Here is a 12779-nt window from a genome sequence, read left to right as displayed (position 1 = left end):
GCCTAGGCGTTCCCGAGGACCCGGCTGACGGCGATCTCGATGACGACGCGCTCCGGGTTCGGCTTGGGCTGCCGGTAGCGCGCCGCGTAGCGATTCTCGGCGTCGCGCACCGACTCCGGGTCTTCGCGCAGCACCGCGCGTCCCTCCAAAGTGGACCAGCGCGGTCCGTCGATCTGGCAGGCGGCGACCGGAATGCCCTTTTCGCCCGCTTCCTTGATCATCCGGGCCTTCTTGGACGAACGGAACGTGATCACGCGGGCGATCCCGGCCTCGAAGTCCACCGTGACCCCGACCGCGACCACGTGCGGGGTCCCGTCGGGGCGGACGGTGGTCAGGGTGGCGAGGTGGCGCTCGGTCCAGAAGTCCCGGAAGGACTCGTCGCGCGCACTCAAGTCGATCTTCATGGTGTCAACGCTAGGGCACTGTTCACGAAAGCGTCATTTGAGGTAATAGTAAGGAAACTTTCTTAACTCTCTTGTTTTTGGCCGATCCGGCTGTCACTCTCGAAACGCGCCGCCGCCACCAACGACGTTTCCGGAGGAGCCATGAGAAAGACCGTTCGGACAGTGCTGGCCGCGGCCGCGCTGACCGCCGGGCTGGTCGCCACGACCGCCCCCGCCACCGCGGCCACCGCTCAAGGAACCCCTTACCTGCCGGGCGTTCTGCGCCCGTCGGTCTCGCAGGCGACGCAGGACGCGGCGCTCGCCAAGTACTACGACTTCTGGAAGAAGAACTTCCTGACCACCAAGTGCGGCACGGGCACTTACGCGGTCAAGGCGCCGGACGCCGACCACGCCTTCGTGGCCGAGGGTCAGGGCTACGGCATGACCATCGCGGCCATGATGGGCGACAAGGACTCGCAGGCCCGCACCATCTTCGACGGCATCCTGAAGTTCGTGAAGGCGCACCCGTCGTCGATCGACAAGGACCTGCACGCGGCCGAACAGGACTCGAGCTGCAAGAGCGTCAACGGCGTCGACTCGGCGACCGACGGAGACCTCGAAATCGCCTACGGCCTGCTCATCGCCGACAAGGTCTGGGGCAGCTCCGGTGCGGTGAACTACAAGTCCGAGGCGCTGCGGATCATCAAGGCGATCAAGCGCAGCGAGGTCAACTCCAGCACCAAGTTCATGCGCCTCGCGGACTGGGCGGACGACGGCAAGTACACGAACAGCTCGCGCTCGTCCGACTGGATGCCGGGTCACCTGCGCGCGTTCGAGAAGGCCACCGGGGACTCGTTCTGGGGACAGGTCCGTACCCGCCAGGAGCAGGCCGTCACCCAGCTCCAGCAGCAGTACTCCCCGAAGACCGGGCTGATCCCGGACTTCGTCGTCAACACCAACTCCACGCCGAAGCCGGCTCCGGACGCCTTCCTCGAAGAGCACGACCCGCACTACTCGTGGAACGCCTGCCGTGACCCGTGGCGGCTCGGCGTCGACGCCATCACAGTCTCCGGCAGCCCGGCGCAGGGCCAGGTGCGCAAGATGAACACCTGGATCCAGCAGTCGACCGGCGGCGACGCGGCCAAGATCACCACCGGCTACACGCTTTCGGGTTCCAAGCTCTCGGGTGAATCGGGCCAGCACCCCTGCTTCACCGCGTCGTTCGCCGTCGCGGCGATGAACGACCCGGGCAGCCAGGCCTGGCTGGACAAGCTGTGGACCCGCGTCACCACCTGGACGCCTAACGCCACCGACTACTACGGCACCGGCATCACCGTGCAGGTCCTGCTGATCCTCTCGGGGAACTACGTGGCGGTCTGATCCGGCGGCGACAGCCGCTCACTGAAGTGTCATGAAAGGGTCGTTCAGGACAAATTTTGTCCTGAACGACCCTTTCATGACATCCACCGGACAAGATTTCAACTGGCTGTTGACCTCTTCAACAGCCAGTTGTAGCGTCGGCGACCACCCAAGGCACCGTGGAGGTCCCCTCATGCCGTCGACGCCGCACACCCTGACCCGAACCTGGCGCTTGGCCGTGCTCACCGGCCTGGCCGCGCTCGTCACCGCGGCCTGCGGAGGCGGGCCCGACGGGGCAGGCGGCCAGGAACCCGCCGCGTCGGGGGCGCCGTCCGCGATCCCGGACACGACCGCGCTGATCGAGGCCGTCCAGAAGGACGCCGCCGTCGCCGGCACGCTGCCCGCGAAGTACACGCAGGCCGGGATGCTGCACCTGGCGTCGAACCTGCAGTCCGCGCCCAACAACTTCTACGCCGCCGACGGCAAGACCCCGATCGGCTACGAGGTCGACCTCGCCAAGGCCATCGGCAAGAAGCTGGGCGTCACCGTGCACCACCAGGACATGGCGTTCGGCTCGCTGATCACGAGCCTCCAGTCCGGCCGCGTCGACCTCACGATGGCCGCGATGAACGACACCAAGACCCGCCAGGCGCAGATCGACTTCGTCGACTACTTCTCCTCCGGCATCACGATCATGGTCCGCAAGGGCAACCCCGACCAGATCTCCGGTCCGGACACGTTGTGCGGCAAGAACGTCGCGGTCGTGCAGGGTACGAGCCACCAGAAATTCGCCGAAGAGCAGAACGGCAAATGCGCTCAGGCGGGCAAGCCGGCGCTGACCGTGACGGCGACCGATTCCGACACGCAGAACCAGAACCAGCTCCGCACCGGCCGGGTCGCCGCCATCCTCAACGACCTGCCCAGTGCGGTCTACATCTCCCGCACCGCGGGCGAGGGCAAGTTCTTCGAGGTCGTCCCGGGCGAGCCGATCAACGGCGGACCGTACGGGATCGGCGTCACCAAGGAGAACAAGCCGCTCGCCGAGTCGATCCAAAAGGCGTTGCAATCCCTGATCGCCGACGGCGGCTACGGCAAGATCCTGCAGGCCTGGGGCGTCGAGCAGGGCGCGCTCAAGGAGGCGAAGCTCAATGGCGGAAGCTGACCCGCTGCCGATCGTCCGGCTGAAGCACTGGGGCCGCTGGGTCAGCGCCGCGATCATCCTGGTGCTGCTGGTCCTGCTCGGGATCGCGCTCGGGAACGCGCAGATCCAGTGGGACTCGGTCCCGGAGTTCCTGTGGTACCGGGTGATGGCGGTCGGCCTGCTCAACACCGTGCTGCTCGCGGTGATCGCGCAGGGTTCGGCGATCGTCATCGGGATCGTGATCGCCCTGATGCGCCGTTCGGCGAATCCGGTGGCACGCTGGTTCGCGGCGGGCTACATCTGGCTGTTCCGCGGGCTTCCGGTGCTGCTGCAGATCCTCATCTGGTACAACCTCGCGCTGGTCTTCGAGTTCATCTCGATCCCGCTGCCCTTCGGCGGCCACCTGCTGCATGAGCAGACCAACGTGCTGATCACCGCGTTCACCGCCGCGCTGCTCGGCCTCGCGCTCAACGAAAGCGCGTACATGGCGGAGATCGTCCGCGCCGGGCTGAACAGTGTCGACAGTGGACAGACCGAGGCGGCGAAGTCGATCGGCATGTCGCCGGGCGCGACGCTGCGCCGGGTGGTGCTGCCGCAGGCGATGCGGGTGATCATCCCGCCGACCGGCAACGACTTCATCAACATGCTCAAGGGGACGTCGATGGCTTCGGTGATCGGCGTGACCGAACTGATCCACGCCGCCAACAACATCTCGTCCAACAACCTGCTGGTGATGGAGACGCTGCTGGCCGCCGCCGTCTGGTACATGGTCGTGGTGACCGTCGCCGGGGTCGGGCAGCACTATCTGGAGCGCGCCTTCGATTCCGAAGACCGGTCGCGAAGTCCGTTCTCCCGTGCCGCCAAGGCTTTGCGCGCGGCACCGCTGGTGAGGAGTGAACGTGGCTGAGGCACTGCTGAAGGCCGTCGGCGTCCGCAAGAGCTACGGCCACACCGAGGTGTTGAGCGGGATCGACCTCGAAGTCCACAAAGGACAGGTGGTTTGCCTGCTCGGCCCGTCCGGGGCGGGGAAGAGCACCTTCCTGCGCTGCGTCAACCACCTGGAGACGATCGACGCCGGACAGGTCTGGGTCGACGGCGAGCCGATCGGGTTCCGGCTGCGGGGCGGCAAGCTGTACGAACTGAAGGAACGCGAGGTCGCGCGGCAGCGGCGCGACATCGGCATGGTGTTCCAGCGGTTCAACCTGTTCGGGCACCGGACGGCGTTGCAGAACGTCGTCGAGGGGCCGGTGCGGGTGCTCGGCGTCCCGCTCGACGAAGCCCGGGAGCAGGCGCTCGAACTGCTCGACAGGGTCGGCCTCGCGCACCGGGCCGACGCCTATCCGGCGCAGCTTTCGGGCGGGCAGCAGCAGCGGGTCGCGATCGCCCGGTCGCTCGCGATGAAACCCAAGCTGATGCTGTTCGACGAGCCGACGTCGGCGCTCGACCCGGAACTCGTGGGCGAGGTGCTGGCGGTGATGGGTACGTTGGCCGCGGAGGGGATGACGATGGTCGTGGTGACGCACGAGATGGGGTTCGCGGCCGAGGCCGCGGACGAGGTGGTGTTCATGGCCGACGGCGCGGTCGTCGAGACCGGTCCGCCGGGGGAGATCCTGAGCTCGCCGAAGCACGAGCGGACCAAGCAGTTCCTGGCGCGGGTCCTCGCATGACGCGGATCTACCCGCGGTACCTGCTGCAGTTCGCCGAACCGGCCGGGTACCTCGACTTCGCCCGGTTCGGCCCGCCGTCGCACGCCGTGCTCGACACGACGGCGGGCCTGCTCGACGCCTCGACCAAGGCGGGACCGTCCACTGTGGACGATCTGATGCGGCAGGAGACCCGCGCCAAGGCGGCCGCCGCGCGGCTTTCCGGCAGCGACACCGACCACACGGTGTTGCTGCCGCACACCAGCCTCGGGCTGTTCCAGGCCGCGTTCAACGCTCCCGGCGGTGAGGCGCTGGTGTCGGCGGCGGAGTTCCCGGCCAACACCTACCCGTGGGCGCGGGCCGAGCAGGCGGGCAGGCTGACCGTGCGGCGGCTGCCGCTCGGGAACGTCACGGCGGACGCGGTCAAAGCGGCGCTGACGCCGGAGACGTCGCTGGTCAGCGTGAGCGCGGTCGACTTCCGCACCGGGTACCGCGCCGATCTGGCGGCGATCCGCGAGGTGGTGGGGGACAGGCTGCTCGTCGTCGACGGCATCCAGGGCTTCGGCGTGACCGAGGCGCCGTGGGAGGTCGCGGACGTGCTCGTCGTCGGCGGTCAGAAGTGGCTGCGGGCGGGCTGGGGCACCGGGTTCGCCGTGCTGTCCGACCGGGCGCTGGAGCGGATGGAACCGATCCTCTCCGGCTGGACCGGCGCCCGTGACCCGGGCCTGTTCGACGACGAGATCCATCCGGCCGACGACACCGCGGCCGCGTGGTCGATCTCGAACCTGAGCCCGATCACCTCGGGCGCGTTCGCGGCCGCGCTGGAACTGGTCGAAGAGGCGGGTGTCGCGGCCATCGCCGGACGGATCGCCGAACGCGTCGGAGAGCTCGAAGAAGTCGTGAAGTCCCTGGGGGGAGAGGTGGTTTCGGCCGTCGTGCGACGGGCCGGGATCCTCGCCTTCACCGTGGCGGGGCACGCCGCCGAACAGGTGGGGTCCGCGCTGGCGGACGCCGGGATCGCCGCGACCGTGCGGCCGGAACACGTCCGGCTGTCCCCGCACGCGTCGACCCCGGCGAGCACGGCGGAACTGGTGCGCTCGGCGCTGGGCCGCTTGACGAAACCGGTCACCGTGATTCCCGCCGGCGTTCCCGCGGCCGGAGTCGCGTCGAATGACCTGCTCACGGCGCTCGTCCCCGCTGTGCACGCGCTCGCGGCGATGCTGGGGCCGGGCAACGAGGTCCTGCTGCACGATCTGAGCAGGCTGCCGGACTCGATCGTCGCCATCGCGGGCGACCTCACCGGCCGGACGGTCGGCGGGCCGATGACGGATCTCCTGCTGGGCCTGGTCCGCCGCGGCACCACGCAGGACCTGACGAACTACGAGACCCACGGTCCCGACGGGCGCGCGATCCGTTCGTCGACGCTGTTCCTGCGGGACGCCGACGGTGTCGCGATCGGCTGCCTGTGCGTGAACCGGCTGACCGACGGCGCGCCCAAGGCCAACGGGCACGAACCCGAGACGTTCCCGCCGGACGTCGACAGCCTGCAACGGTTCCTGATCGGGCGAGCGGTGACGAAGGCCGGTATCCCGGTCGACCTGATGAAGAAGCGGCACAAGGCGGCCGTGGTCCGGGAACTGGACGAGGCGGGGTTCTTCCTCATCAAGGATTCCGTGGACCACCTCGCCGGGGAACTCGACGTCACGCGGTACACGATCTACAACTACCTGAACGAGATCCGGGGCACCTGAGCGCGTGGCCCGGTGGGTCGTGAGCGGCGATTCGGGTTCTAACCCGAATCGCCACTCACGAGGCTCACGCGAGGAAGGACTCCACGGCATCGGCCGCCCGGTCGACCCCGCCGTTCCCCCGCGTCTCCGCCCGGACCTCGGCGAGCCGCGCGGCCACCGAAGGCGATCCGGCGACCCGTTCGACAGCCGCCCGCAACGTCGAAGCCGTCACGTCCGAGGCCGCGAGCTCCTCGCCGACGCCCAGTTCCGCCAGCTTCGCGGCGTTGCCGAAACCGTCGGTGGCCAGCGGGATCGCGACGGTCGGCACGCCGTACCACAGCGATTCCGTGCTGCCGCCCATGCCGGCGTGCGTGATGAACGCCGACGCGGCTTCCAGCACCGCGAGCTGCGGGACGAACCGGTGCACCTCGATGTTCCCGGGCAGCGGCCCGAGGTCGGCCGCGTCGGTCTGCCCGATCGAGATGACCACGTGCCAGTCGGAGTCGCGGAACCCGTCCACGCACGCGCGGAACAGGTCGAGCTGGTCGGTGAACGCCGTGCCGAGCGACATCAGCAGGACCTTCCGTCCGTTCGCGGGCGGGGTCCAGCTCCGGTCGGCGAGGCGTTCGGGATCCAGCGCCGGGCCGACGAACCGGACCGACGACGGCACCCGCTCGACGTTGGGCTGCATCGCCCTGGGCAGCAGCGCGAGCACCTGCTCCGGATGGGAGATCCAGTCCCAGGCGTCGGCCTCGATCCCGTTTTCGTTCAGCCACCGCGTGAAAGTGGCGAAATAGTCCTTTCCGGACGGTGAGGACCTGATCGAGGTCAGGATCTCCGCCATGTCCTCTTCGTAGCCCTCCCAGGCGACATACGTCGGGGAGAGCTGCACCGCCGGAACGCCGTAGCGCCTGGCGAGCAGCGGCGCCGGGAGCCCGCCGATGTCGTACAGCAGCAGATCCGGGCGGTTGCCGTCGTAGAACTCCGTCAGCACCGGCATCGCCTGGATGCCCTCGTCGAGGAAGACCCGCATCTGCGACGCCGGATCCTCCGGCCACGCCGACTGGTCGCCGAGCGGGAGGATCGAGGGGTGCGGGACGACCTCGGCCCCGGTCGGCGCGATCAGCCCGGTGAGCGGCTCGCCCACGACGTAGCTGACGCGATGCCCGCGAGCGACCAGCTCACGGATGATCGCCAGCGAAGGGTAGATGTGACTCGGCGCGGTGCAGCCGATCATGGCGATGTGCTTCTGCATGATGTCCTGTCCGTATCCGTGAAGGGACGTCAGACGGCGCGCAGAAAGAGGGGCCTCCCGATCGCGGGGGCCCTGCGGTCACGCCGCCTCAGGCGGTGCGGATGCGGACGTAATAGATCATGATCGAGATCCTAACCGGCCGGCTCCGGCGTCCCAACCGATTAACCGGCTGCCCGGTTTGCCGCGATCGGGACCCGCCGTTGGTAGGGATCTTCGCGAGAGGGCTTTCGCAGGTCACGCACGTGGATAGGGTTTCGGGGCTTTCACCTTTGGAGGGAAAGGGAAATACCTTGAGACGTGTTCTCAGCACCGCGCTGGCCTTGGCCACGCTCGCCTCGGTCGCGGTGACCGCGCCCGCCGGCGCGGTCGAAGCGGCGCAACCCGCCGAGACGATCGCCTGGGGAGCGTGCACCGACCCGGCGTTGATCACCGCCGGCGCCGAGTGTGGCTACCTGCCGGTCCCGCTGGACTACTCGCGGCCGCGCGGCGAGAAGATCCAGCTCGCGCTCAGCCGCGTCAAGCACAAGACGCCCGAGGCGCAGTACCAGGGCGTCATGCTCACGAACCCGGGCGGCCCCGGCGGTTCCGGGCTGCTGCTCGCGACCCGCGGGCCGCGCGTGCCGAACCACGCCGGCGACGCCTACGACTGGGTCGGCTTCGACCCGCGCGGCGTCGGCTCCAGCAAGCCCGCGCTTTCGTGCATCCCGGACTACATGGACTACAACCGGCCTGAATACGTGCCGACGACGCGGAAGCTGGAGAAGACCTGGCTGCAGCGCTCGAAGTCCTACGCCGACGCGTGCGCGGAGAAGAACAGCCGCGCGCTGCTGGAGAACATCAAGACGACCGACACGGTCCAGGACATGGACAGCATCCGCAAGGCGCTCGGCGCGGAGCGGCTGAACTTCTACGGCTACTCCTACGGCACCTATCTCGGTCAGGTCTACGGGACGCTGTTCCCGCAGCACGTCCGGCGGATGGTCCTCGATTCCACTGTGGACCCCCGCAACGTCTGGTACCAGGCCAACCTGAACCAGGACCTCGCCTACGACGTCAACCTCAACATCTGGTTCGGCTGGGTCGCGTCGCACGACGACGTCTACCACCTCGGCAAGACCCAGGCCGCGGTGAAGCAGGTCTTCGACGAGCAGCTGAAGAAGCTGCGCGCGGTCCCGGCGGGCGGCTACATCGGCCCGGACGAGTTGCTCGACGTCTTCAACCAGGCCTCCTACTACCAGTTGCGCTGGACGCTGCTCGGTGACGCGCTCGCGAAGTTCGTCAACAAGGGCGACTGGCAGACGATGAAGGGGCTCTTCGAGAGCTTCGGCGGACGCGGTGACGACAACGGTTACGCCGTCTACCTCGCCGTCCAGTGCACCGACGTGAAGTGGCCGCAGAGCTGGCAGCAGTGGAAGCACGACAACTGGCGGACCTACCAGAAGGCGCCGTACTTCACCTGGCAGAACGCCTGGTACAACGGGCCCTGCCTGTACTGGCCCGCGAAGCCCGGCAAGCCGGTCAAGGTCGACGGCACGAAGGTGCCGAGCGTGCTGATGATCGGCGAGACGCTCGACGCGGCGACGCCGTACGAAGGCAGCCTCGAAGTGCGTAGCCGCTTCCCCGGCGCTCGCCTGATCGGGGAGCCGGGCGGCACGAGCCACGCCATCACCCCGCGCGGCAACGCGTGCGTCGACAACCGGATCGCCGACTACCTGGCGACCGGGGCGCTGCCCGACCGCAAACCGGGGCGGACGGCCGACGTCGAATGCGCGCCGCTGCCTCTGCCGGTGCCGCCGCCCACCCCACCCGCGGCCGCCGCACTCTCCCGGGTGCCCGCCTAGCGCAAGTCCGTGAAGGCCTCCTTGAGGGACCCAGAGTCCCTCAAGGAGGCCTTCACGGACCGGGGCTCACGACCCGGTCAGGCTCACGACCCGGTCAGGGTTGCGGGGTCCGCGACGCCTGGAGCGTGCCGCCCGGCAGCCGGTTCGCGCCCCAGCTGCGTTCGATGTAGTCGATGATCCGCGTGACGTCCTCGGCCGGCACCTTCTCCGGTTCCCCGTGTTCGAGCGGGTCGGTGTGGAAGATGTAGAGCCGCGACGCGAACTGGTCGAACGGCAGCGAAGCTTCGCCGAACCGCTCGCCGTTGCCCGCGGTCGACACCACGACGCCGTCGCCCCAGTCCTGTCCGCTGTCGTTGTTCGGGTTGTAGAAGTACACCCGCGTGACGTCCTGCGGGTCGGGGGCGACGCGCAGGATGGTGATCGCGTGCCAGCCGACGTACCGGGCGGCACTGTCGGTGACGGCGACCCCGGCGGGCTGCGGGTGGATCAGCGGCTGCCCGCCGTTGTAGTCCGGGTGGTAGCTCACGTGGAACTGCCGCAGGAAGGTGTCGAGCTCGATCAGGTTCCCGGTCTCGACGTCGACGTTGATCCGGAACCCGCGCGCGGCCCACCAGCCGTGGAACTCGGGGTTGACCCAGCGGTGGGGATCACCGGGCCTGCCGATGCAGCGGCGGCCCATCTCGGCGTAGATCCGGTCCAGATGCGGCACGACGAGCAACGAGACCGGATCCAGATCCGTCTGCGGCGTGCTCGCGAGTCCCTCGGCGCTGTCCTTCGACGAGATCGGCTGGCCTTCGAAGTGCATGACGATCTCGTCGTCCCTGGCCGCCCAGACCACGATCTGCAGCAGGTAGTCCGGGTCGTTGTAGGCCCACATCGACAGCGCGCGGGCCGACTGGCAGGTCGGGTTGTCGCCCTGACCGACGCCCAGCGGCAGGCCCAGCATCGACAGCACGCCCGCGATCAGCCTCGCCTCGGGGCCCGGCTCGTCGCCGTACACCGTCGTCAGCCGCTCGCGAGCGGTTTCGGACAGTTCCAGTCCCAGCTGACGCCACAGCGCGGGCACCATCGGCGGCGCGTGGAGGATGCCGCGGTCCAGCAGCAGCGCCAGTCCGTAGATGCACTGGGCGGTCTGCGTGTGCACCGCCACCTCGATCAGCCGGTGGATCAGGTCGCGGTGGCGCAGCAGGCAGTTGCGGCCGGTGTCGGACAGGCCGAGCGCCTCCCCGAGCAGGTAGTCGCTCTTGTGCCGCAGGAACCGCAGCAGTTCGGCGTGATAGGGCGAGACCAGCCCGGTGTCGTGCATCGCCCTGGCGAACCCGGTGGCCTCGTACTGCAGGCCGCCGTCGTCCATCGCCTCCAGCCGGGCCCGGAAGACCTCGGTGCCCGGATCCTCCCGGCACGCCTCCGTGGTGCCGAACAGGGCGGTGATCAGCCTGTCGATGCCCTGACCGGGGGCGTTGCCGAGATCGACCTCCGGATCGCCGCGGTAGACCGCGATCCGCGTGATCAGCGACTGCACCTGGTCGACCTGGATCGGCCGCTGGCGCAGGATCCGCCAGATCTCCTCGACCAGCTTGTCCAGCACGCTCTCGTAGCCGATCTCGTCGGCCACGTGCCGGAACAGGTCCCTGATCAGCTGCGCCGTCCGGCCCTGCTGGGTCCGCTCCGCCTCGGTGGGCGGGGTGAACAGCAGCTCCAGGTTCAGCGCGAGCACCTGGGACAGGAACTCCCGGGCGTCCTCGGCGGACAGCGTCGGGTGCGCGTAGTCACCGCGAGCGACGGCGAGAGTGCGCAGCTCGCTGCACGCCTCCATCACCACGGTGTCCGCGTCCCCGGCGTGGAGACCCGGCCCGACCAGCGCCGGGATCAGGATCTCCGGGCTGGCCCAGTCGGTCTCCAGGAACAGGCCGGCCTCCTCCAGCGCCCGTGCCCTGGCCTGGACCGCCGCGGCGCCGCCCGGCTGCACCAGGACCCGCCGCAACGCCTCCAGCATCCTTCGCAGTTTGGTGTGCTTGCCGAAGTCGCGGGTTTCGGCCATCGCCCTGACGGCGTCGTCGAGCGAGGCCACGCGTTTGTCCAGCGTGGCGGACGCGCCGGGTACATCGGCAGTCGGTTTCAAAGGCATCCCTCGGGTCGGTCTCCTGCGCGGGGCTGCCCCTCAGACGTAGAAGTCGATCTCTTCCTGGTGCTTCAGCAGGTCACGCATCCGGTAGGAGTCGTCGCCGAAGAAGTACAGCAGACCCCAGTGTGTACCGAACGCGGTCCGTTTGGTGACCGTCTCCTCCAACGGCGCCGAAAGATCGTGTGACTCGTAGTAGTCGTGGTCCTCGGTTTCCGCCGGGATCCGCAGCTCACTGACCACGCGGCGGCGCGGGTAGACCCCGAAGCAGCCCGCGACCCCGGTGGCGTCTTCGACCTCCTTCGGGAAGAACGCGTCGATCTCCTCCTCGGTCGTCTTCGGGTCGAAGGCCAGCGCCAGCCCCTGGTAGGCGTTGAACCCGTAGGCCCGTTCGAGCAGCTCGAACACCTTGAAACCCGGCGGCCGGTAGGCGACCTCGCCGAAGTACATCTCGCCGTCGTTGGTGACGAAGTACTCCGGGTGCACGAAGCCGAACTCGATGTCGAAGGTCTTGATCAGCTTCTCGATCTGCGCGGTGATCTGCGGCCGGTACCGCTCCAGCTCCGGGGTGGCGGGCACGAACACCGAATAGCCCAGCGTGACGTACTCGGAGATGTTCAGGAACTTGATCTTCCCCTGGTGGATCCACGCCTCGACGGCGAACTCCCAGCCGTCGAGATGCGACTCCATCAGGACCGGGAACTCTTCTTCCGGGATCGCGTCGACGTCGTCGGGCGTACGGACGACACGGTGTCCGAGGCAACCCGCCTTGTCGAAGGCCTTGAGATGGATCGGGTCGTTCGGGTCGCCGTCCAGTTTGAGCAGAGTCTGGTTGACACGCTTGAGAAAACGGATCACGTCGTCCCGGTCGTGGGCCTCTTCGAAGATCCCGACCCGGATCCCGCCGAGCTGCGCCCGGCGCTTCATCAGCGACTTGTCCCGCAGCAGCATGGCCTGGCCGAACAGGCGCGGGTTGTCCAGCAGGACGGCGTTGATCGCCCCCGCCCACTCCACGGTTTCCTCGAACAACGGGATCGCGACGTCGACGCCCGCACGTTGCAGCGTCTCGGCGATCTCCAGCGAGCGGTCGTTGAGCCGCTCGAAATTCCATGGCAGATAAGGAATGTCGTGTTCCACGCAATACTTCTCGGCCCAGTCCGGCGCCACGACGACGTAGCGCCGATCGAACCGGTCCAAGGCCTCGACAGCGTTGAGGCTCCACCCTAGAAGAGCTACATACCCTTTGTTCGGATCCTTCGTGGCCGCGTCGAGCCGCGTCATAGACCGTTCCTCCGTGTCGGCGTC

General features: G+C 68.3%; 10 protein-coding genes. 6 read left to right on the top strand and 4 right to left on the bottom strand.

The genetic code is table 11. The features are described 5' to 3' along the window. Positions 1 to 2: 2 nt before the first annotated feature. Positions 3 to 404: a PPOX class F420-dependent oxidoreductase gene (locus tag AB0N89_RS31220; protein WP_364211851.1), complete on the bottom strand. Its 402-nt coding sequence runs from the start codon at positions 402 to 404 to the stop codon at positions 3 to 5. Between the two features lie 141 nt (positions 405 to 545). Between AB0N89_RS31220 and AB0N89_RS31215 the strand changes: the two genes are divergently transcribed. The 5 genes from AB0N89_RS31215 to AB0N89_RS31195 all read left to right on the top strand — a co-directional run bounded on the left by AB0N89_RS31215 (position 546) and on the right by AB0N89_RS31195 (position 6277). Continuing rightward, positions 546 to 1763: a glycosyl hydrolase family 8 gene (locus AB0N89_RS31215; RefSeq protein WP_364211848.1), complete on the top strand. Its 1218-nt coding sequence runs from the start codon at positions 546 to 548 to the stop codon at positions 1761 to 1763. Between the two features lie 172 nt (positions 1764 to 1935). Further along, a complete protein-coding gene (locus AB0N89_RS31210) occupies positions 1936 to 2904 on the top strand; it encodes an ABC transporter substrate-binding protein (protein WP_364211845.1) in 969 nt (322 codons plus the stop codon). Continuing rightward, positions 2891 to 3790 carry an amino acid ABC transporter permease gene (locus AB0N89_RS31205; RefSeq protein ID WP_364211842.1) on the top strand — a complete coding sequence of 300 codons (900 nt, stop codon included), beginning with the start codon at positions 2891 to 2893 and terminating at the stop codon, positions 3788 to 3790. The genes AB0N89_RS31210 and AB0N89_RS31205 overlap by 14 nt, the downstream gene beginning before the upstream one ends. Continuing rightward, positions 3783 to 4550 carry an amino acid ABC transporter ATP-binding protein gene (locus AB0N89_RS31200; protein ID WP_364211839.1) on the top strand — a complete coding sequence of 256 codons (768 nt, stop codon included), beginning with the start codon at positions 3783 to 3785 and terminating at the stop codon, positions 4548 to 4550. The genes AB0N89_RS31205 and AB0N89_RS31200 overlap by 8 nt, the downstream gene beginning before the upstream one ends. Next, on the top strand, positions 4547 to 6277 hold the full coding sequence (locus AB0N89_RS31195) for an aminotransferase class V-fold PLP-dependent enzyme (RefSeq protein WP_364211836.1): 1731 nt from the start codon (positions 4547 to 4549) through the stop codon (positions 6275 to 6277). Before AB0N89_RS31200 ends, AB0N89_RS31195 begins: the two co-directional genes overlap by 4 nt. A 64-nt stretch (positions 6278 to 6341) precedes the next feature. On the opposite strand, the gene AB0N89_RS31190 is transcribed toward AB0N89_RS31195, so the two are convergent. After that, on the bottom strand, positions 6342 to 7511 hold the full coding sequence (locus tag AB0N89_RS31190; protein ID WP_364211833.1) for a macrolide family glycosyltransferase: 1170 nt from the start codon (positions 7509 to 7511) through the stop codon (positions 6342 to 6344). 290 nt (positions 7512 to 7801) lie between these two features. On the opposite strand from AB0N89_RS31190, the gene AB0N89_RS31185 reads away from it, so the two are divergent. Then, positions 7802 to 9352 carry an alpha/beta hydrolase gene (locus tag AB0N89_RS31185; protein ID WP_364211830.1) on the top strand — a complete coding sequence of 517 codons (1551 nt, stop codon included), beginning with the start codon at positions 7802 to 7804 and terminating at the stop codon, positions 9350 to 9352. A 94-nt stretch (positions 9353 to 9446) separates the two neighbouring features. Here the strand turns inward: AB0N89_RS31185 and AB0N89_RS31180 are convergent, their stop codons facing one another. Together AB0N89_RS31180 and AB0N89_RS31175 are read right to left on the bottom strand one after the other, a co-directional pair. Continuing rightward, positions 9447 to 11480 (bottom strand): hypothetical protein, encoded by a 2034-nt coding sequence (locus tag AB0N89_RS31180; protein WP_364211828.1) that lies wholly within the window; start codon positions 11478 to 11480, stop codon positions 9447 to 9449. 33 nt (positions 11481 to 11513) lie between these two features. Beyond that, entirely contained in the window at positions 11514 to 12755 is a 1242-nt protein-coding gene (locus AB0N89_RS31175) for a carboxylate--amine ligase (RefSeq protein ID WP_364211825.1), read from the bottom strand. Positions 12756 to 12779 lie beyond the last annotated feature (24 nt).

It is taken from the genome of Amycolatopsis sp. NPDC089917 (assembly GCF_040684635.1).
Classification (GTDB): Bacteria; Actinomycetota; Actinomycetes; order Mycobacteriales; family Pseudonocardiaceae; genus Amycolatopsis.
The sequence above is the reverse complement of the archived record's forward strand: the minus strand, read 5'-3'. Positions and strand labels throughout refer to the sequence as shown.

Excerpts from the sequence above, each read along its gene's own strand:
- AB0N89_RS31220 (WP_364211851.1), bottom strand. The coding sequence starts at position 404 with ATGAAGATCGACTTGAGTGCGCGCGACGAGTCCTTCCGGGACTTCTGG.
- AB0N89_RS31215 (WP_364211848.1), top strand. The coding sequence starts at position 546 with ATGAGAAAGACCGTTCGGACAGTGCTGGCCGCGGCCGCGCTGACCGCC.
- AB0N89_RS31210 (WP_364211845.1), top strand. The coding sequence starts at position 1,936 with ATGCCGTCGACGCCGCACACCCTGACCCGAACCTGGCGCTTGGCCGTG.
- AB0N89_RS31205 (WP_364211842.1), top strand. The coding sequence starts at position 2,891 with ATGGCGGAAGCTGACCCGCTGCCGATCGTCCGGCTGAAGCACTGGGGC.
- AB0N89_RS31195 (WP_364211836.1), top strand. The coding sequence starts at position 4,547 with ATGACGCGGATCTACCCGCGGTACCTGCTGCAGTTCGCCGAACCGGCC.
- AB0N89_RS31190 (WP_364211833.1), bottom strand. The coding sequence starts at position 7,511 with ATGCAGAAGCACATCGCCATGATCGGCTGCACCGCGCCGAGTCACATC.
- AB0N89_RS31180 (WP_364211828.1), bottom strand. The coding sequence starts at position 11,480 with ATGCCTTTGAAACCGACTGCCGATGTACCCGGCGCGTCCGCCACGCTG.
- AB0N89_RS31175 (WP_364211825.1), bottom strand. The coding sequence starts at position 12,755 with ATGACGCGGCTCGACGCGGCCACGAAGGATCCGAACAAAGGGTATGTA.